Raw genomic sequence first — 18,659 nt, 5'->3', positions numbered from 1 at the left:
CGGCGCGGTCGTTCGAAGACGCGGCAGGGACCCATCAACCGATCGCGAGCACACGTGCGGTGAGCGAGAGGACGCCGTCGCGGTGGCGTTGCCGGGAGGTCAGATCGGTGATGTCCGGACGCATGCTGGAGAAGATCGCGATGGCCAGGAATTCGGCGTCGGCATCGGGGGCCACCTGCGCGATCAAACCCGCGAGGAGTTCGCGCCACGGCGCCCAGGTCTCTGCCTGGCACCCCTCGGGCAGTGCGCGCGTCAAGGGCTGCAACTCGACGATGGTGAGATCGAAGACGTAGGCGACGACCGTCAGGATGCGCTCGCCCACCGGAACATTCGTGTCCGCGGCCAGTCGGCGGACCTCATCCCATCCGCGGGCGGTCCGGTCGTCGAACAGCGCGCGGATCAGGCCCTCACGGTCGGTGAATCGGCGAAACAACGTGCCCTTGCCGACGCCCGCCGCCGCGGCGACCTCGTCCATGGAGACATTGCTGAGCTTGTCATCGCAGATCAGTCGCCCCGCGACGGCGAGAATCGCGGCCCGGTTGCGCTCGGCGTCGGCACGCATCGCGGAACCTCCTGTTGACAAAAGCGGACTGATAGTCCGTATCATAGCCTTTCGTTAAACGGACTATTAGTCCGGTTGTGGAAGGTGGAGAGAAACATGCGCGCAGTCCGCTATCACGAGTACGGCCCGCCGGAGGTCCTGCGGCTGGAGGAGGTCGACGATCCGGTACCGGAAGCGGGGGAGGTCCTCGTCCGGGCGGCCGCAACAGGAGTCAATTACTTCGAGGTACAGGTACGGGCGGGAGTGAGCCCCGACCCGCTCGGGCAGCCGCTGCCGCATACGCCGGGGATCGAAGTGGCGGGGACGGTCGTCGCCGTCGGTTCCGGTGTGGCGGCCGATCGGATCGGACAGCGGGTCGTCGGGACGGTCGCCAGCGGCAGCTACGCCGAATTGGTGCGGGTACCGGACGCGGCGGTGATTCCGCTGGACGAGCGGCTCGGCGAGCACCGGGCCCTCGCACTGCTCGGGCAGGGCGCGACGGCCGTCGGCGTGATCGAGACCGCCGGGATCGGCCCCGGCGATACGGTGCTGGTGGAGGCGGCGGGTGGCGGGATCGGCAGCCTGCTCGTCCAGCTGGCCAAACGGGCGGGCGCGCGGGTGGTGGCGGCGGCGAGCGAATCGGCCAAACGGCAGCTGGCCGCCGATCTCGGCGCCGACGTGACTGTCGACTACACCCGGCCGGGATGGGTCGAGGAGGTCGGGCCGGTCTCGGTGGTGCTCGAAACTGTCGGTGGACAGACGGCTCGCGAGGCGTACAGCCTGCTGACCGCGCCCGGCGCGCGGATGGTGATCTTCGGTACCGCGAGCGGCCAGCCGGTCGAGATCGGTTCGGACCGATTGCTTCCGGTGGGCGCCACACTGATTCCGTTCAGTCTCGGCTACCGTCCGCAAGGGTGGCCCGAGCTGGCCCGTCGCGCGGAGCAGCTGACGGTGCGCGGTGACCTCGAACCCGTCATCGGTGCGGTGCTGCCGTTGGCGGAGGCGGCGAAGGCGCACCGCGCGTTCGAGGACCGCACGGCGATCGGCAAGACCATCCTGGCGATCTGAACACCGAGGATCTACCTGCCCGGCCCGATGAATCCATCCGTGACGCGGCTCACGGCGGCCGATGTCACGTTCCGGCGAGCCGCGCACGTCTGGTGTGCATCGAGTCCCTACGACGAAGGATGCGGCGATGCGTGAACAGCAGGGTATGGATGTGGCCGGGCGGGAGATCCTGATCCTCGGTGCCGGGTATGCGGGGTTGTCGGCGGCGGTGAATCTCGGGGCACGGGTGAAGCGGCGCGAGGATGTGCGGGTGACGGTGGTCAATGCCGGCGAGCGGTTCGTGGAGCGGCTGCGGTTGCATCAGGCGGCCACCGGGCAGCAGCTCGCCGAATTCGATATCCCGGCACTGCTGGACAGTATCGGGGTCGGGTTCATTCGCGGCCGGGTCCGCGAGATCGATCCGGACGCGAACACCGTGCGCCTCGCGGACGGGCGGCTACTGCACTACGACACGCTGGTCTACGCACTGGGCGGCGTCGCCGATACCGGACGGGTGCCCGGCGCTGACGACCATGCCTTCGCCCTCGACGGTCCCGCCGACGCTGCGGGCCTGGCCGCCTACCTGAACCGGCTCGACACCGGGACGGTCGTCGTCGGCGGCGCCGGACTCACCGGGATCGAGTCGGCGGCCGAGATCGCCGAACGGTATCCGCGGCTGCGGGTGCTGCTGCTCGGCCGCGACGAACCCGGCGCCGACCTGGCCGATAAGCCCCGCGCCCACCTGCGGGCCGGGTTGGACCGGTTGGGTGTCGAGGTGCGCGCCGGGGCCGAGGTGGTGAAGGTGCTGGCGGATTCGGTCGAACTGGCCGACGGCGCGAGCATCGCCGCCGACGCCGTGCTCTGGACCAGCGGTGTCCGCGCCCTCCCGCTGGCCGCCGCGGCGGGTGTGGTCGTCGACGATCTCGGCCGCATCGTCACCGATGCCACCCTGCGCTCGGTCTCGCATCCGAACATCTACGCCGTCGGCGACGCCGCCGCCATCGAACAGGGCTACGGACTCATGCACGGCACCTGCCAGAGTGGTATGCCGACCGGCGTGCACGCCGCGGTGTCGCTGTATCGGGAGCTGAAAGGTAAGCAGCCCAAGCCTTTTCGGTTCGGCTACTACCACACACCGATCAGCATCGGCCGCGCCGACGCGGTGGTCCAGTTCACGAAACCGGACGGCTCGCCGCGCCGCTGGTACCTGACCGGGAAGCGCGCGGCCTGGTACAAGGAGACGGTGAACGCCGCACCATGGTCGACCTTCCTGCGCATGACCAGGTTCCCCGGTTCGGGTGCCTTCTGGCCGAGCGGCGGCCGCTACACTCGTGGGGCCGGTGCGCGATGAGCGTGCCCGATGACGGCCAGCAGGTATTCGACGAGCACCGCAGCCTGCTGTTCGCCGTCGCCTACCGCATCCTCGGTTCCGCCGCCGACGCCGAGGACGCGGTGCAGGACGCCTGGTTGAAATGGTCGGCCGCCGACCGTTCCGGTGTGGCCGACGCCAAGGGCTATCTGGCGCGGATCGTGTCCAATCTGGCCGTGGACCGGCTGCGATCGGCCCGCCGCCAACGCGAGACCTACGTCGGACCATGGCTTCCCGAACCCATCCTCACCAGCGGTGACATCGTCGACGACGTCACCGGCGCGGAATCGGTGTCGATGGCGATGCTGGTGGTGCTCGAGACGCTGAGCCCGATCGAGCGGGCCGTGTTCGTGCTGAAGGAAGTATTCGCCTTCAGCTACGCCGAGATCGCCGACGCCGTCGACCGCTCCGAGGAGGCGGTGCGACAGGCGGCGCACCGCGCCCGCGGCCACGTCCAGGCGCGGCGGCCACGGTTCAGCGCGGACCGGAACACCCAGCGCGATGTGACCGCGCGATTCGTCGCGGCCGCCACCGGCGGTGACATCAATACCCTCATGCAGCTGCTGGCGCCGGACGTGACGCTGTGGACCGACGGTGGCGGCAAGGTACGCCAGGCCCTGCGCCCGGTGAGTGGCGCCGATACCGTCGCCTCCTGGTTCGCAGCTCTCGGCGACCGCGCCTATCAGGGCGTCGAACCCGCGGATATGCGGGTCGACATGGTCGAGATCAACGGTGCCGCAGGCCTGTTGTTCCGCGGCCCCGATCACGTCATCGCCACCATCACCCTGACGCTCGACCCCGAAGGCCGCATCGTCGCCATCCACAATGTGGCCAACCCGGACAAGCTCCACGGGATCGGCCTGGGCGAGGTACACGACCTCGGCGACCACTGACGGTCGATCCCGCATCACTCGGTTCGTGCGTCCACACCCGACGCGGAACAGGTAGTGCGCTACTCGTGGCAGTGCTGTTGCGGGACAGCAGAATCGGCGCGTGCGAGGCACTTGGCGTCGTACCCGGCGGGTTCCGTCGGTCGTTCGGCAGGGAGTCAGGGGATGGTGCATGGCTGACGAGCAGGTGCGGTTGACGGCGTCGACGAGTGCCGCGCCGACACCCGTCTGCGGTTCGGGAATCCGACCGCGACGAGGTGCGACGACGTCGTCATCCGCATGCGCGACGCGCACAGCGACGCCACCGAACCGACGCCCATCGCTGCACCCCGCGCGCTCCGCGGACCGAACACCCGCCGCCGCACAGCTGTTCGCCGAGCGGACAGTGCGGGCCGTCCTGGAGATCCTCGATCACCGCCGACCGTTCACCCAGCTGGCCGCATTCGCCAGCCCCGACGTGGTCGCCCGGATGCGCACGCTGACCACGGGAGACCTGCCCGGCCGCTCACTGGGACCGGCGGTGCCGGTGCGGGTGACGATCGCCATGGACGACGGCCCCGCGGCCGAGGTCTGCGCCCGATACCGCCGCGGCTCGAGGCATTTCGCCCTCGCCGCGTGCGTCACGCACACCCGCCGACACGGTTGGCGACTCACCGCCCTCCGCATCACCTAGCGTCCTTCGCCGGTGACATCGGCTGTTCCGGTGTGAATGTGCGCGGCGTCGACGGAATCAGCGACCGGCCATGGCACGGATCCGCCGACGGTCCGCGGGCGCTCGCCTCATCCGACAGGCGCGCCGTCGCTGGAAGCATGTTCTCGCATAGATGCTTTCCGTGGTGCTCCGGCAGCGCTCCCGGTGCCCGGCATCCACCAGTTGAGCGGCCCCATCAGCTGCACCAGCGCCGGTACGAGCAGCATCCGCACGAGCGTGGCGTCGATGATGAGCGCCAGGATCATGCCGATCCCGAGGAAGCGCATGGGTGTCAGCGGGGAGAGGGTGAACGCGCCGGTGACGACGATGAGCAGAACGGCGGCGGCGGTGATGACGCGCGCGGTCCGCAGGGTGCCGGTGCGTACCGAGGCGGCGGTGTCGGCTCCGGCGTGATGGGCCTCGACCATCCGTGACAGCAGGAATACCTCGTAGTCGGTGGACAACCCGAACACCACGGCGATGATCAGCACGACCATGCCCGCGGCGAGCGGTCCCGGTGTCACGCCGAGCATTCCGGCCAGGTGCCCGTCATGGAAGATCCAGGTGAGAATGCCGAAGGTGGCGGCAAGGCTGACGAAAGCCATGGCGACCGCCTTGAGCGGCAGCACGATCGAGCGGAATGCCACCGCGAGCAGCACCAGCGTCGCCACCACCATGACCGCGATCATCCACGGCATCGCGGCGGTGATCGAGTCGACGCTGTCCACGGTGGCCGCGGTATCACCGCCGATCCGCAGTTCGGTCCCCGCTGGCGGATCGAGGGCGCGCAGCGTGGCAACGACGTCGATGGCCGCATCGCTACGGTCGGCGCTGTCGAGCATCGCGTGCACGACGACGAAATCCGCTGCGCGCCCCACCTGGAACACCGGGCCCACACCGGGTACCGCATCGATCTCGCGCACCACAGTGGCGACCGCCGCCGCAGCCGGGACGGCGCCACCTGGCCCGTGCAGCACCGCGGTGACACCACTGTTCGCCGCCGGGAAACGTTCGGTGAGCTCATCGACCGTGGCTCGCATCGGATTGTCCGCGGGCAACGCCCGATGGTCGATATCGCCGAGTCGCACTCCCAAAAGCGGCGTCGCCAGCGCCAACAGGATCGCCGTGACCGCCACCGCGACGATCCCCGGCCTGCGCAGCACCGCATCCACGACCCGGCCCCAGAACCGTTCGGTCCGTCCCCGTTCCCGCGCAGCGCCGATCCGCGCACCGAACAGCGCGAGCATCGCGGGCAATACCGTCAGCGACAGTGCGGCGGCCAGGGCGACAGCGGCGATCGCACCGAACCCGAGAGAGCGGAGCACCGGTTGCGGGAAGACGAACGTTCCGGCGAAGGCGCAGATCAGCAATGCGGCCGAGAACGCGACGGTGCGCCCGGCCGTCGCGCAGGTCCGCTCGATGGCCGCGGGCACGCCGTGACCACCGGCGATCTCCTCACGGAACCGGGTCACCAGGAACAGGCCGTAGTCGATCGCCATACCGAGCCCGATCAACGACGCGATGTTCACCGCGAATGTGGTGACCTCGGTGATCTCGGTCAGCGCCCGGATCACCGCCAGCGATCCGCCCACCGCGAGCGCCCCGACGAGCACCGGCAGCGATGCCGCCGCGAAGCCACCGAACACCAGCACCAGGATGAGCAGAGTGACCGGGATGGAGATGGATTCGGCGAGGATCAGATCGTGCTGGGATCGGGTGGTGATCTCATCGGCCAGCGCGCTGTAACCGGCCAACCGGGTGCTGAGGCCCGGCACCCGCAGCTCCGCTTCGACGTCACCGAACGCGGTGATCCGCTGATTCTCATCGCCTGCCAGATAGACCACCGCGAGCCCTTGTCTGCCGTCGGCCGAGCGCAGGAACTGGGTGCGTGGGGGCGTGCTGTGCCAATACGTTTCGACGGGCCGCTCCAGCAGCGCCGGATCGATACGGTCGATCGCGGCGCTGATCTGCGGACCGATCGCCTCGAGCGACTGCCCCTCCGGCGCGGTGTAGACGGCGACGATATCGGCTGTCGTCGGGCCTAGTTGTGCCCGCACGAGTGCGTCCACCCGACCGGATTCGCTACCGGGATCGGTGAACCCTGCGGCGCCGACCTTCTCGGCCGCGCCCGCGCCGTAGGCCGCACACAGCAGCATCAGCCCGATCACGACCGCCAGGACCGTACGCGGTCGGTGGACGACGACCCGAGCCCATGCCGTCATCGGGGGCCCGCATCGGCAGGTTCGGTGGCCAAGGTGGCGACGATCCGGTCGAGCAGCGCATCGAGGCGCTCGGCGACACCGCGTCCGTTACGGGCCGATACCGTCAACTCGGTGCGTCCACCGGATTCCATCAGCCCGAACAGCAACGGCATCGCCACACTGTGCTGCGGGATGATCAGCACCGAGGTCGGCCGGAACTCCGGGGTGGCGAGTTCGTCGAGATCGAAACGGCCCATATGCGATACGGTCGCCGAGGCCAGATTCCGGCCGAACCTCGCGCCGAGCCAGTTGAGAGTGCGCAGCAGGGCGCGGCCCGCCGGTCGCGGGATCTCGGCGAGTCCGCTGTTGTCCATCTGATTCAGTTCGAGCCGCTGCTCCAGGCCCGAACGTTTCAGCGCGTCGATCTCGGTCCAGGTCGTGCCCGCGGTGATATCGAAGAACAAGGGGAGTGCGAGATTGGCGGTGGAGCGCAGCTGTGGGTCGTGACGGCGCAGATCGACCGGCATCATGATCCGGGAGGTACCAGGAGTGTGCTCGGCGAGGATCGCCGCGATCCGGGCCACCGCGCCGGGGGCACTGGTCGCGATGGTGCGGCGGCGCAACAGGTGCCGCGGCGCACCGCGGAGTTGGCGGCCGTGCCCCACCGCCGCCCGATACTTCGGCAACATCAGCGTGGGCTTGCCCGGTGCGCCGATGCGCCGCACCAGCTCCTGGTCGGCCACCGGGTCCGGCATGGCCTCCGGTTCCTGCCCACGCAATGCCGCCAGGACGGCCAGCGCCCAGGACACCATGCCCATACCGTCCATCACCGCGTGAAAGACCCGAAAGATCAGGGTGACCGGCTGCGCGGTCAGCAGCAGCACCTCACAGGTCGCCTCGTCGGTCGGCCCGATCGGACTGTGCAGCACCCGATCACCGTCGAGTGCGGCGTAATCGATCGTCCGATCGTCGACCACCCGTACGGTTGCGGGGACACCGCTGTCGACCCAGTCGCGCCCCCGGCGGACCAGCCTCGACCCCGGGCAGGCCGCCGACGCGACCGCGACCGCCTGCCGCAGCCGCTCCGGATCGATCGCGCCTTCGCCGGGGAAAACGAGCTGCATGAGGAACGGCGGCGCCAGATCACGCATCGGGAAATACATGCGCTCGGTCGGAGAGATCCGGCGGAATGCGCTACCGGAAGCCATATCTACCTCGCTGAGGGGTGTCGGTGCGCGGCTAGCGCAGCGTCCGGGTGAGTTCGGTGATACCGCCATTGGCGGTGAGCCAGGCGATGAACGCCGTGAGACCGGAGTCCCGGTCGACGATGGGGTGATAGCCGAGATCTCGGGCGGCGGCACCGGTGTCGTAGGTGGCCGAGCGGGTGAGCAGCGCCACCACATACCGCGACAGCGGTGGCGACCAACGGGTCGCCACCGGGGGGAGCAGCCAGATCGTCTCGATCACCGCGACCGCCGCGCGCACCAGCCGCGGATTCGGGGTGCGACTCGGCGGTGTGTAGCCGAGGTCGGTGGCCACGGCGGCGAGGAACCGCCAGACATCGGTGCGTTCACCATCGGCGATGAAATACGCCTTACCGCCCACCGCTTCCCCGTCGACGGTGGCGGCCTTCACGCAGGCGTCGACGATATTGTCGACATGGCACAGGCAGGCATGGACCGACCGGCCGAACGACAGGTCCGGTAGCGAACCCGCCGCAGTACGGCCGAGCAGCCGCACGATCGGACCGGAACGGTCCCCGGCGCCCCAGATGGCCCGCGGCCGCAACGCGCAGGTGCGGAATCCGGGCGCGTCGGCGGCCAGCACCGCGCGTTCGGCGGCCGCCTTGGTCTCCGAATACAGGTTCAGATACCGGCGCGGATACGGCAGCGATTCGTCGACGTCGAGCTGATCGCCGCCGTCACGGTCCATCAACGCACTCGGGCTGGAGATGAACACGAAACGCGATACCCCGTGCCGCCGTGCGGATTCGAGCAGAACCTCGGTCGCGCGCACGTTCTCGGCCCAGAACTGGCGGCGGGTACCGCGCTCGTCGACCCGAGCCGCGCTGTGGAATACCACATCGACGCCCTCGGTGGCGCGACGCAACGAGGCCTCATCGGTCAGATCACCATGCACTGTCCGCACACCGTCGAGGTCACCGAGGTCGCCGAGATCGCTGGTGCGGCGCACCAGAATCGACACCTCGTGACCACCGTCACGCACCAGGCGGCGCACCAGCGCACCACCGAGAAAACCGGACGCACCGGTCACCAGAACCTTCATCGTGTGTCCTCCCGCTTCCCGTGATCGATCGTGCGCCACCAGGTGAGGCCGAAAATCTGTGTCATCAGCGCGATTTCGGTGGCCGACCGTCCGGTGTGCCGCGCGGCGCGCAGGGCGATGGGGATCTGGACGGCATGCACGACAGTGCTCAGGAACGCATCGATCCACCACAGGGCGCGCAGCGGCCGATTCGCCGGTGCGCGGCCCGCGGCCGCCGCGACCAGCCCGGCCACCAGGTACAACCAACCGGCGATCGGAACCGCCCGCAAAGCCGTCGTCCTCATCGGGTCGAGCTCCCACGCAGCTGCTTGGTGGCCCACCCGGCGAGCTTCTCCCGGCCGATCTTCGCGTTGTGCCGGATATCCACCGGGAACGACGGGTGGATCAGGAAATGATCCACCGCGGCGGTGAGTTCGGAGCGTGTGGCTTCGGCGCGCAGCGTCGACACCACGGCGGCGGTGTCCGCGCCGGGTTCGGGCTCCACACACAGCACGGGGCGCTGTGCTCCGGGCTCGCCCACACCGACCAGCGCGGTCCTGGCAACACCCGGTACGGAGTTGAACATCTGCTCCACCTGCACGGTGAACATCGGACCGGACGCCGTCAGCACCCGCTGACTCTTGCGTCCACAGAACCAGATCCGGCCCAGCTCATCGATACGCGCCAGATCACCGGTGCGATGCCAGATCCGCGCGCCCTCGGCGATCTTCCCGGCGGCATTGGCCTTGTCCGGCCAGTAATACCGGGTGCTGACGTTCGGGCCGGAGACCACGAGTTCACCGATCCCGTGCGCGCCGAGCGATGCGGCCGTCCGGCGTTCGGCGTCGGCCCAGGTCGGCAGCGGATCGTCGGTGATGGCAACGATCCGTGCCTCGACCCCGTCCGACGGCCGCCCGATACAGACGCCTTCTCCGCGCCGGGTCCGCTGCACCAGACCATCGAGCAGTTCCCGTGATTCGATGGTGGACATCGGCAGCGCCTCGGTGGAGCCGTATCCGGCGTACACCCTGGCCTCGTCGTGAAGAACTTCGCGCAACCCGGCGATGCACCAGTGTGGCACCGGCGCACCACCGGAGAAGACGCTGTCCAATGTCGGTAGCCGGTCCGGCCGCCGCCGCAGCTCACGCAGCAGCGGAATCAGCACCGCGGGGGAGGCGAACATGGTGCGCACCCCGAAACGGTTGATCGCATCCACCACCTGCGCCGGATCGGTGGAACCGACCTTGCTCGGGATGAGCGGCGGCAGCACACAGCGCGCGCCGAGCAGCAGGTCGAGGATTCCGACCAGCGGCAGGGTGATCAGCGAGGTGTCCGGTGCGATACCGTCACGCGCGGCGTGCACCTGATCGACCATGGCCGCGAGGTTGCCGTGGGTGAGTTCGACCGCCTTCGCCGGACCGGTGCTACCGGTGGTGAAGGCGATCAGCAGCACCTCGCCGGGATCGGCCGGTGCGCGATCGGGCTGGTCACCGCCCGGTTCGCGACCCCAGTCGGCGAGGCTGTCCCCACCCCAGCCCCACCTCCTGCCGACGGTGACGCTGGTACGCACACGCCGGAAACTGCGCCGGAACAGCACCCGGACCGCATGGGCCTGCGGTATCCCGATGAACGCTTCGGCCTCGACCGCGCGCAGGCAGTGCACCATCTTCCGCACACCCATACCGGGATCGATGACCACCGGCACCGCGCCGATCTTCAACAGGCCGAACATGATCGCGTACAGCTCGGGGCTCGGCAGCACCAGCACGATCGTTCGGGTGCCCGCGGTGACGCCGTTCGCGGTGAGGCGTTCGGCGATCGCATCGGACCAGCGATCCAGGTCGCCGTAGGACAGTGCCCGGTAATCCGGTGTCCGGTCCTCGGGGACGTGGACGGGGAAGATGACCGCGTCACGGTCCGGATCGGCCTGCGCAACGGCGCGGAACCGATCGATGGCCTGCCAGTAGGTCGCCGTGCTCACGCGGCGACTCCGGCGGCGGCCGCACGGGCGGGCAGCCGGTACAGCACCGCCGCCGCCGAGGGACCCGCACCTGCCGCCACGAACAGCACATGCGTATGTCCGTGCAGGTCGTTGCGCGTCGCCGCCAGATCGTAGGCCTGGGTGAGCGTCGCGGTATGCGGATCACCGTCGGTGAGATCGGGCAACAGGACAGAACCCGCGGAGATACCGAGGGATTCGGCGAGCCGTACCGGGAAGGACGCGCTGGGAGTCGAGGCGATGAGCGCGGTGCCGGTCAGGTCGGCGTGGCCGGAATCGGCCAGCGCGGTCAGCGCCGCTTCGGTGGCGAGGGCGAGCAACCGCTGCTCGGCATCCGGCTCCCGCACCACCGTCATCAGGCCACGGCCCGCCGTCCCCATGGTCGCGGTGTCCACATACGCTTCCACCGCCGGACCGCCGGAGCCGCCGATGCTATGTACCCGGCCGAAACCCGCAGGGCCGTCATCGGATTCGAGTAGCAGCGCGGCGCCCGAACTCGCATACGGGAAGTCGTCGGTGGCGGCGGTGCGGGTCATCGAGGGGTGGGTGTCACCGGAGACGATCAGCACATGGGTCGCGCTGCCGGTCTCCAGGATCGCCGTGGCCACCCGGACCGCGTCCAGTACGCCGACCGCGCCGTTCATCAGATCGAAGGAGAACGTCCGCGGATCGTCCACACCGTATTCGAGCCCGATCCCGGCGGCCTTCTGGATCAAGGCCGATACCGCGGGCTCCACGGTGTTGGCATCGCGGAACACACCGGCATTGATCAGTACCCCGACCTGTTCGGGCCGGACCCCGGCTCGTTCCAGGCACTCCCGCGCGGCCCGGCCGCTGTTGTCGACCACGCTGCGGGTCTGGTCGGCACGGCTGACAGCGGTGGCGGTGATACGCACGCCCATGATCACACCTTCAGGGAGGAGATGGTGGTGGACAGGAAACCGGTGACGACCCCGGAGGCCGCGGGGATCATCAACACCTTCGATCCGGCCGGAATGTTCGCCTCGCCGAGCTGATCGTGCAGCACGATGAAATGCGAGGTGGTGGAGGTGTTTCCGTATTTGTGGATGACATTGAGATCCGGCGGCATCGGGCTGCCGAACTCCCGTTCACCGATCGCGTTCATATACGGGACCGCGGCCGCGCCGAACTGGTGGTGGATGATGTAGTCGAACTCCTCGTCGGCGAAGGTGCGTCCCCTGGCGGCGAGGAAATCGCGCTGGGTGTCGGTCCACAGCAGGAACCGGGACTCGTTGTGCATCTTGCGGTTATCGGTGTACAGGGCCACGCCCTGGGTCTTGTCGCTGGGCATCCCGAGACACAGATGCGAGTACTCCGATGCGGTCATCATCTCGATGTAGTGGATCTTGTCGGCGTCATCGACGGCCTGATCGAGCACGAGCGCGCATCCGGAATCGCCGACGGTGAGCGAGGCGAATTGCAGATCGTATTTTTCCGAGATCTCGTTCACGGCGGTATCGGAAATGGGTGTGATGGCTTCACCGCTGACGACGAGACCATTGCGCACGGCACCCGAACGGATCATTCGATCGAGAATGTAGGTGCCGGTGAGCATTCCCGCGCACGCATTGGAGATATCGAACGTGATGGCCTCGGTCGCGCCGATCGCCCGCCCGATCGCCGACGCGAACGACGGCTCCATATACATGCGGGTCGCGTTCTTGCTGCGGGTGATCGACGTGGAGATGATGACGTCGATCTCCGATGCCGCATACCGTGACCTGGATAAACAGTCGGTGGCCGCGGCGACGGCGAGCGTGAACGAATCCTCGTGACTGTCCGGGCGGGTGTCGCGGACGCGGCGTTCCTCGACGCCCGTGATCCGTTCGAGATCGAATGACGGCGGAATTGCCAACTGGGACAACACCTCATCGGTGGTCACAACGTTCGAAGGCAGATAGGCGCCGATGGATTCGAATCGAGAATGCAGCACGTGTGCTCCTGAAATCGATGACGAATGCGTTCGGGGATCGTTCCTGGTGATCGACGCCGCGGACATTACCCGACGGTAACTACCGTCGGAGTCCGACGAAGTGTCGAACTGTGCTGCGGCGCCGGGGGATTGGAGTGTGTGTTTCGTGCGGTATCACCAACCTGGTCACCGATCGGCTATGACGGCATGTCGATTCGCCACCCTGCTGAAGGGAACGCCAGAGTTCCTCACTACGCGATGGTGGCGATCGAGCAAATATTCGGCTAACCAGCTGGAAGCTCTTGCGTGCCCCCGCTACCCATGAGTCGCTGTGAGTGACTTCACTGAGTGACGGTGGGTCCGGTGTCCGTTTCGGGAGGTCCGGCGGTCACTGCGGTGCGGCGGGGAAGATGCCCGGCAGCTCCATCGCGTAGTTGAGGTCATCGGTATTGCCGAGGGTTGCCAAGACCACCCGGATCATCGTGACGCGGGCGGCGGCAACCGTCTCGGGGTCGGGTTCGGAGCCGGGATCGGCCCCGGCCGAGATGCGGTAGACCACGTACTCGCACACGTGCAGCGAGGCGTCCAGATCCAGCGGCGAAGGTATGGGGCGGCCGAGTTCGGTGAATTTCTCGCGCACGATCGCGCGGATGTCGTCGAGGGCCCGTTCCCGGTAGCCCGATACCGGCGACCCTGGATCGTGGAGTTCGGCGAACAGGGGGCGCAGCATCGCGCCGTGCCCGCGCGCCCAGTCCAGATAGGCATCGATGAGGCGGATGCCGAGTTCGGTGCCCTCGGCGGTGACGGTCAGCGCCTCACGGATGCCGCCGACCAGGCCCTCGTTGGACGAATCGAGGACGACGCGCAGCGGTTCAATCGCATTGGCGAAATATCGGTAGAACGTGGGCCTGGCCAGCCCGGCCTGCTCGATGATCTGCGCGACGCTCAGTCCGCGCGACCCATTCCGGCTGAACACCTCGGCCGTCGCCAGCACGATCCTGGCGCGTACCTCCTCGGCCTGCTGTTCGGTCTGACGCGGTCGGCCGCGGCGTGCGGCGGTGGTCTCAGGCATGGCCGACCTTCATCCCGCGGATCGGTTCATGGCGCTCGGGCACATCGAAGAGCTTGACACGGAGCTCGTCACACCTATTAATCTAACACCAGTGTTCAATTAATCCACCGAACCCAGGAGAAGGCCGATATGACGACTGCCCGGCACACCGACGCCGAAGTGCTGTCCCCGGCGCTGGTGAAACCGCTGCTCGCCCGCGCCGCCGCGGGTGGCGCGCCCTCGGTGGAGGTCTTCGCCCCGGCGACCGGCCGCAAGATCGCCGATCTGCCGCAGTCCTCGACCGGTGATATCGACGCCGCCTTCGACCGCGCCCGCCGAGCGCAGCGCGCATGGGCGGCGCGCCCGATCCGGGAGCGGGTCGCCGTGCTGCGCCGGTTCCACGACATCGTGCTGAAGGAACAGGACACGATCCTCGATATCGTGCAGACCGAGACCGGCAAGTCACGGGTGCACGCCTTCGACGAGGTCGGCGATGTCGCGGTCAACTCCCGCTACTACGCCGCGGTCGCGGACAAACTGCTGGCCAACCGCACCCCGCGCGGTGTGCTGCCGGTGTTGACCAAGGTCGAGGTGCGTCACCGGCCCAAGGGCGTCGTCGCGGTGATCTCACCGTGGAACTACCCGCTCGCACTCGCCGTCTCCGACGCGCTGCCCGCCTTGGTCGCGGGTAATGCCGTGGTCGGCCGCCCGGACAACCAGACCGCGCTGACCGCGCTGTGGGCCGTGGACGCCGCCGAACGCGCCGGACTGCCCGCCGACCTGTGGCAGATCGTGCTCGGCCGCGGTTCGGTCATCGGCGGCGAGGTGATCGGTCGCGCCGACTACGTCGACTACACCGGTTCCAGCGCCACCGGCCGCACCATCGCCAAGCAGGCGGGCGAACGTCTCATCGGCTACTCGCTCGAACTCGGCGGCAAGAACCCGCTGCTGGTGCTGTCGGACGCCGATGTGTCCGCCGCCGCCAAGACCGCGGTGCGGGCCTGTTTCTCCTCGGCCGGTCAGCTGTGTGAATCCATGGAGCGCATCTACGTCCACGATGCGGTCTACGACCGATTCGTGCGCGAGTTCGTCGCCAATGTGGAGGCACTGAAACTCGGCGCCGATCTCGACTACCGCAACGATATGGGCTCGCTGACCTTCCAGCGTCAGCTCGATACGGTGCGCGCGCACGTCGAGGACGCGGTCGCCAAGGGTGCCACCGTGCTCGCCGGTGGTAAGCACCGCCCCGACCTCGGCCCGTACTTCTTCGAACCGACGGTGCTCGCCGGGGTGGCGCCGGGCATGACGGTCCACCGGGAGGAAACTTTCGGCCCGGTGGTCTCGGTGTACCGCGTGGGCAGCGACGACGAGGCCGTGGAACAGGCCAATGACACCGTCTACGGGCTCAATGCCAGTGTCTGGACCAAGGACACCGCTCGCGGGCGCGAGGTCGCCGCCCGGATCAATGCCGGATCGGTCAATGTCAACGAAGGTTTCATCGCCGCCTGGGGCAGTGCCGACGCACCGTCGGGCGGGCTCGGCATCTCCGGCACCGGCCGCAGGCACGGACCCGAGGGCCTGCTCAAATACATCGACACCCAGACGATCGCGGTGCAGCGGGTGCTGCCGATCGGGCCGCTGCCCGGGATGTCGGAAGAGCTGTGGTCCAAGACCATGACGCTGTACTTCGGCCTCATGAAGACACTGCGCCAGAAGTGACCGGCACCTACCACACGTCGAACAAGGGATGGGATTGATGAAACTCGAAACGGTCGCGGGCAAGAAGGTTCTCGTCACCGGCGCCGCCATGGGCCTGGGCAAACTGTTCGCCGAACGCGCCGTGCGCGAGGGCGCCGCGGCGGTGGTGCTGTGGGATATCAACGAGGTCGCACTGAAGGACACCGCCGCCGAACTGACCGCCCTCGGCGGCACCATCCACCATCACGCGGTCGACGTGTCCGATCCCGAGGCCATCGCCGAGGCCGCCGCCGCGGTCCGCGCCGAGGCGGGCGATATCGACATCCTGGTCAACAATGCCGGAATCGTGCGCGGCAACACCTACTTCTGGGAAACCACGAACCGCGCCGATATCGACAAGACCATGGCGATCAACTCGCTGGCCCCGATGTATGTGACCCTCGAATTCCTGCCCGCCATGGTCGCGGGCAGCGGCGAGGCGCGGGTGCTGACCATCGCCTCCTCGGCCGGGCTGGTCTCGAACCCGCGGATGAGCGTCTACGCGGCATCCAAATGGGCGGCGCTCGGCTGGTCGGACTCGGTGCGCATCGAACTCGAACAGGCGGGCCACGATCACGTCAAGGTGACGACGGTCTGTCCCACCTACATCGATACCGGCATGTTCGACGGCGCCAAGGGGTTCCTGTTCACCCCGATCCTGAAGCAGGACGAGGTCGTCGAAACCTCCTGGCAGGAGATGAAGAACGGTGGGGCGCTGGTCATCCTGCCGTGGACCTCACGACTGAACAAGGCGCTGTCGGGTCTGCTGCCGATCAAGGTCCGCGACCTGTTCCTCAACGCGGTGGGCGTGTACCACTCGATGGACGAGTTCACCGGGCGCAAGTAGTCGATGTCCGGGGCCGGAGCCGTTCACCGAGTCGCGCGCGTGGCGCCACCGAGTCAGCGTGCGCAAACGATGGCGGTCGCGTACAGGTCGGGGGAGTGGGCGATCTTCGGGGTGAGCCCGGCGCCCGCGGCGATCGCCGCGGCGGTGTCCTGCTGTTCGACGCTGATCTCTACCAGTAGCTGACCGCCACGAGCCAGCCATTCCGGCGCCGCGGCGGCGACGCGGCGGAAGATGTCGAGCCCATCGGCGCCGCCGTCGAGGGCCGCGGTGGGTTCGTGATCCCTGGCCTCGGGCGGCATCCGCGCGATCTCATCCGACGGCACGTACGGCGTATTGCACAGCAGGATGTCGATCCGCCCGCGCAACCTCGGCGGTAGCGCTGCGAACAGGTCACCTTCATGTGCTCGACCACCGACCGGCATCAGGTTCTCACGCGCGCATGCCACCGCGACGGGGTCGATATCGGCGGCGTCCACGTCGATCCGGGTCATCTCCTTCGCGAGTTCGGTCACCAGCGCGAGGCCGAGCGCGCCCGACCCGCAGCACAGATCCACCACCACCAGCTCATCGCAGCCTGCGGCGCGTGCCGATGCCGCCGCCTCGTCCACCAGGAATGCCGTGCGCTGACGCGGCACGAACACCCCGGGGCGCACGCCGACCCGGATACCCCGAAACTCGGCCCAGCCGAGCAGATACTCGAGCGGCACGCCCGAGACCCGCTGCGCGACGAGCCGGTCCAGTTCGTCGGCCGAGTCGGTCGCCTCCGTCAGCAGCCGCGCCTCGTCCTCGGCGAAAACGCATCCCGCGGTGCGTAACCGCGTGACGATGTCGGCGGCGTCTCTCGTATCCACCTGCCCAGTCTGTCGCGCCTGCGTCTCGGGCGCACTCGAATTCTCGACCCGGGTCTCGGCACTACGAGTACGTAAGCCCCGCCACCGCTGAGGCGGCTGGCACGAACGGGTGCCAGCCGAGGCGCTGCACTCCGCCGCCGATTCGTCTCCGGGGGCAGGTGGCGGCATCGTGTGTCTCTCGCGGTACAACATGTTCGGGTACCACGTATCACCGCAGCGTGTTCTGTCGCCGCCGATGGCTACTCGTTCAGCGCGCCCCGGCCAGCTGGAACGTCCGGGTGGCGTCGAGATAGATGCCACGCTGGGCCTGCTTGCTCGGCGGCGGCAGCTGCGAGACCAGCTGTTCCAACGAGGTCGTCGCACCGACCACCCTGGTGCCGGCGACGATGAAATCGGCGACGGCGCGGCGGATATGGTTCGGCGAGGTCACCACGACGGCGCTGCTTGCGCCGAGATCACGCAGCATCCGAGTGCTGAACAGCGCGTTCTGCACCGTGGACCCGGCCCGGTTCTCCACGTGGATGCGGGAGGCGGGCAGCCCACGGCCGACCAGCCAGTGGAACATCGCATCCGCCTCGGCGATCCCGTTCACCGGATTGCCGCCGGTGACGATCACCGGGGAAAATGGCGAGGCGATGGCCTGGATCCACGCGGCGGTGAGCCGATTCACCAGTTCGGGACGCAACGACCCGTCGGGCAACAGCCCGTAGCCGAGCACCACGATCCCGGTCTGCGGGCCGACCAGTGCGGGCAGCGGATTGGGCAGCGTCGCCACCGCGGCGCCGATCGCGTTCACCACATTGTCGGTGCCCGCTGCCAACCCCGGATCGAGTCCACGCAACCGGCCCATCGCATCCGCGAACGCGGGCACATCGCCCGCATAATGCGACCAGATGGCCTGGAGTGACAACGCCTCCGCGTCGTTCGGGTCGGCGCCGATGAGCCTGCGCAGATCATCGCGGCCCGCGGCATCGTTGCCCGCGGTGAAGTGGCGTTGCGCGGAGTTGTAGAGGGCGTCGGTTTCCGGGCTGGCCTGGGCGGGCACCGTGCCGAGTCCAGCGATGGCGGTCGCGGCGAAGACGGCCGCAACCAGATGTTTCATATGCCTCGAGATCGTCACTACAGTCGACACCTTTCCACGTGTGACACGGGTTTTCGGTACGTCAGCTGGCAGTTAGCCGGTGGCAAACACTCACCACGATACGACCGGTGGGGCGGGATCCGGCGCAATTCCGGC

General features: G+C 68.3%; 17 protein-coding genes. 6 read left to right on the top strand and 11 right to left on the bottom strand.

What is annotated here, in order from left to right:
- Nucleotides 1–34: 34 nt before the first annotated feature.
- Nucleotides 35–562, bottom strand: coding sequence for a TetR/AcrR family transcriptional regulator (locus QH168_RS22020; protein WP_280236663.1), 528 nt, complete (start codon nucleotides 560–562; stop codon nucleotides 35–37).
- 96 nt (nucleotides 563–658) lie between these two features.
- Here QH168_RS22020 and QH168_RS22015 point away from each other — a divergent pair, with 96 nt between their 5' ends.
- The 4 genes from QH168_RS22015 (at nucleotide 659) to QH168_RS22000 (ending at nucleotide 4,520) form a co-directional block, all read left to right on the top strand.
- Nucleotides 659–1,609 carry a quinone oxidoreductase family protein gene (locus QH168_RS22015; RefSeq protein ID WP_280236662.1) on the top strand — a complete coding sequence of 317 codons (951 nt, stop codon included), beginning with the start codon at nucleotides 659–661 and terminating at the stop codon, nucleotides 1,607–1,609.
- Nucleotides 1,610–1,736: 127 nt separating this feature from the next.
- On the top strand, nucleotides 1,737–2,939 hold the full coding sequence (locus tag QH168_RS22010) for an NAD(P)/FAD-dependent oxidoreductase (RefSeq protein WP_280236661.1): 1,203 nt from the start codon (nucleotides 1,737–1,739) through the stop codon (nucleotides 2,937–2,939).
- Nucleotides 2,936–3,850, top strand: a complete 915-nt coding sequence (locus QH168_RS22005; RefSeq protein ID WP_280236660.1) for an RNA polymerase sigma-70 factor — start codon at nucleotides 2,936–2,938, stop codon at nucleotides 3,848–3,850. The genes QH168_RS22010 and QH168_RS22005 overlap by 4 nt, the downstream gene beginning before the upstream one ends.
- A 169-nt stretch (nucleotides 3,851–4,019) precedes the next feature.
- A complete protein-coding gene (locus tag QH168_RS22000; RefSeq protein ID WP_280236659.1) occupies nucleotides 4,020–4,520 on the top strand; it encodes an Rv3235 family protein in 501 nt (166 codons plus the stop codon).
- A gap of 107 nt (nucleotides 4,521–4,627) precedes the next feature.
- On the opposite strand, the gene QH168_RS21995 is transcribed toward QH168_RS22000, so the two are convergent.
- The 8 genes from QH168_RS21995 to QH168_RS21960 form a co-directional block, all read right to left on the bottom strand.
- Nucleotides 4,628–6,760, bottom strand: a complete 2,133-nt coding sequence (locus QH168_RS21995) for an MMPL family transporter (protein WP_280236658.1) — start codon at nucleotides 6,758–6,760, stop codon at nucleotides 4,628–4,630.
- Entirely contained in the window at nucleotides 6,757–7,947 is a 1,191-nt protein-coding gene (locus QH168_RS21990) for a peptide synthetase (protein ID WP_280236657.1), read from the bottom strand. Before QH168_RS21990 ends, QH168_RS21995 begins: the two co-directional genes overlap by 4 nt.
- Nucleotides 7,948–7,978: 31 nt before the next feature.
- Nucleotides 7,979–9,025 (bottom strand): NAD-dependent epimerase/dehydratase family protein, encoded by a 1,047-nt coding sequence (locus QH168_RS21985; protein WP_280236656.1) that lies wholly within the window; start codon nucleotides 9,023–9,025, stop codon nucleotides 7,979–7,981.
- Nucleotides 9,022–9,309, bottom strand: a complete 288-nt coding sequence (locus QH168_RS21980) for a hypothetical protein (RefSeq protein WP_280236655.1) — start codon at nucleotides 9,307–9,309, stop codon at nucleotides 9,022–9,024. Before QH168_RS21980 ends, QH168_RS21985 begins: the two co-directional genes overlap by 4 nt.
- Nucleotides 9,306–10,985, bottom strand: a complete 1,680-nt coding sequence (locus tag QH168_RS21975) for a fatty acid CoA ligase family protein (RefSeq protein WP_280236654.1) — start codon at nucleotides 10,983–10,985, stop codon at nucleotides 9,306–9,308. The genes QH168_RS21980 and QH168_RS21975 overlap by 4 nt, the downstream gene beginning before the upstream one ends.
- Complete coding sequence (locus QH168_RS21970; protein WP_280236653.1) at nucleotides 10,982–11,905, bottom strand: hypothetical protein; 924 nt, start codon at nucleotides 11,903–11,905, stop codon at nucleotides 10,982–10,984. The genes QH168_RS21975 and QH168_RS21970 overlap by 4 nt, the downstream gene beginning before the upstream one ends.
- A gap of 2 nt (nucleotides 11,906–11,907) precedes the next feature.
- A complete protein-coding gene (locus QH168_RS21965) occupies nucleotides 11,908–12,957 on the bottom strand; it encodes a 3-oxoacyl-ACP synthase III family protein (protein ID WP_280236652.1) in 1,050 nt (349 codons plus the stop codon).
- Nucleotides 12,958–13,324: 367 nt separating this feature from the next.
- Nucleotides 13,325–14,008, bottom strand: coding sequence for a TetR/AcrR family transcriptional regulator (locus tag QH168_RS21960; RefSeq protein ID WP_280236651.1), 684 nt, complete (start codon nucleotides 14,006–14,008; stop codon nucleotides 13,325–13,327).
- Between the two features lie 129 nt (nucleotides 14,009–14,137).
- Between QH168_RS21960 and QH168_RS21955 the strand changes: the two genes are divergently transcribed.
- Nucleotides 14,138–15,706: a succinic semialdehyde dehydrogenase gene (locus QH168_RS21955; RefSeq protein ID WP_280236650.1), complete on the top strand. Its 1,569-nt coding sequence runs from the start codon at nucleotides 14,138–14,140 to the stop codon at nucleotides 15,704–15,706.
- 37 nt (nucleotides 15,707–15,743) lie between these two features.
- Entirely contained in the window at nucleotides 15,744–16,571 is an 828-nt protein-coding gene (locus QH168_RS21950) for an SDR family NAD(P)-dependent oxidoreductase (protein ID WP_280236649.1), read from the top strand.
- A gap of 53 nt (nucleotides 16,572–16,624) precedes the next feature.
- On the opposite strand, the gene QH168_RS21945 is transcribed toward QH168_RS21950, so the two are convergent.
- A complete protein-coding gene (locus tag QH168_RS21945; protein WP_280236648.1) occupies nucleotides 16,625–17,422 on the bottom strand; it encodes a putative protein N(5)-glutamine methyltransferase in 798 nt (265 codons plus the stop codon).
- 247 nt (nucleotides 17,423–17,669) lie between these two features.
- The gene (locus QH168_RS21940; RefSeq protein WP_280236826.1) at nucleotides 17,670–18,524 is read right to left on the bottom strand and encodes a YdcF family protein; all 855 of its coding nucleotides are present in this window, start codon (nucleotides 18,522–18,524) and stop codon (nucleotides 17,670–17,672) included.
- Nucleotides 18,525–18,659: the final 135 nt, after the last annotated feature.

This window comes from Nocardia cyriacigeorgica (assembly GCF_029868385.1).
Taxonomy (GTDB): domain Bacteria; phylum Actinomycetota; class Actinomycetes; order Mycobacteriales; family Mycobacteriaceae; genus Nocardia; species Nocardia cyriacigeorgica_F.
Note: the sequence above shows the minus strand (reverse complement) of the source record. Positions and strands in the feature narration are given on the sequence as shown.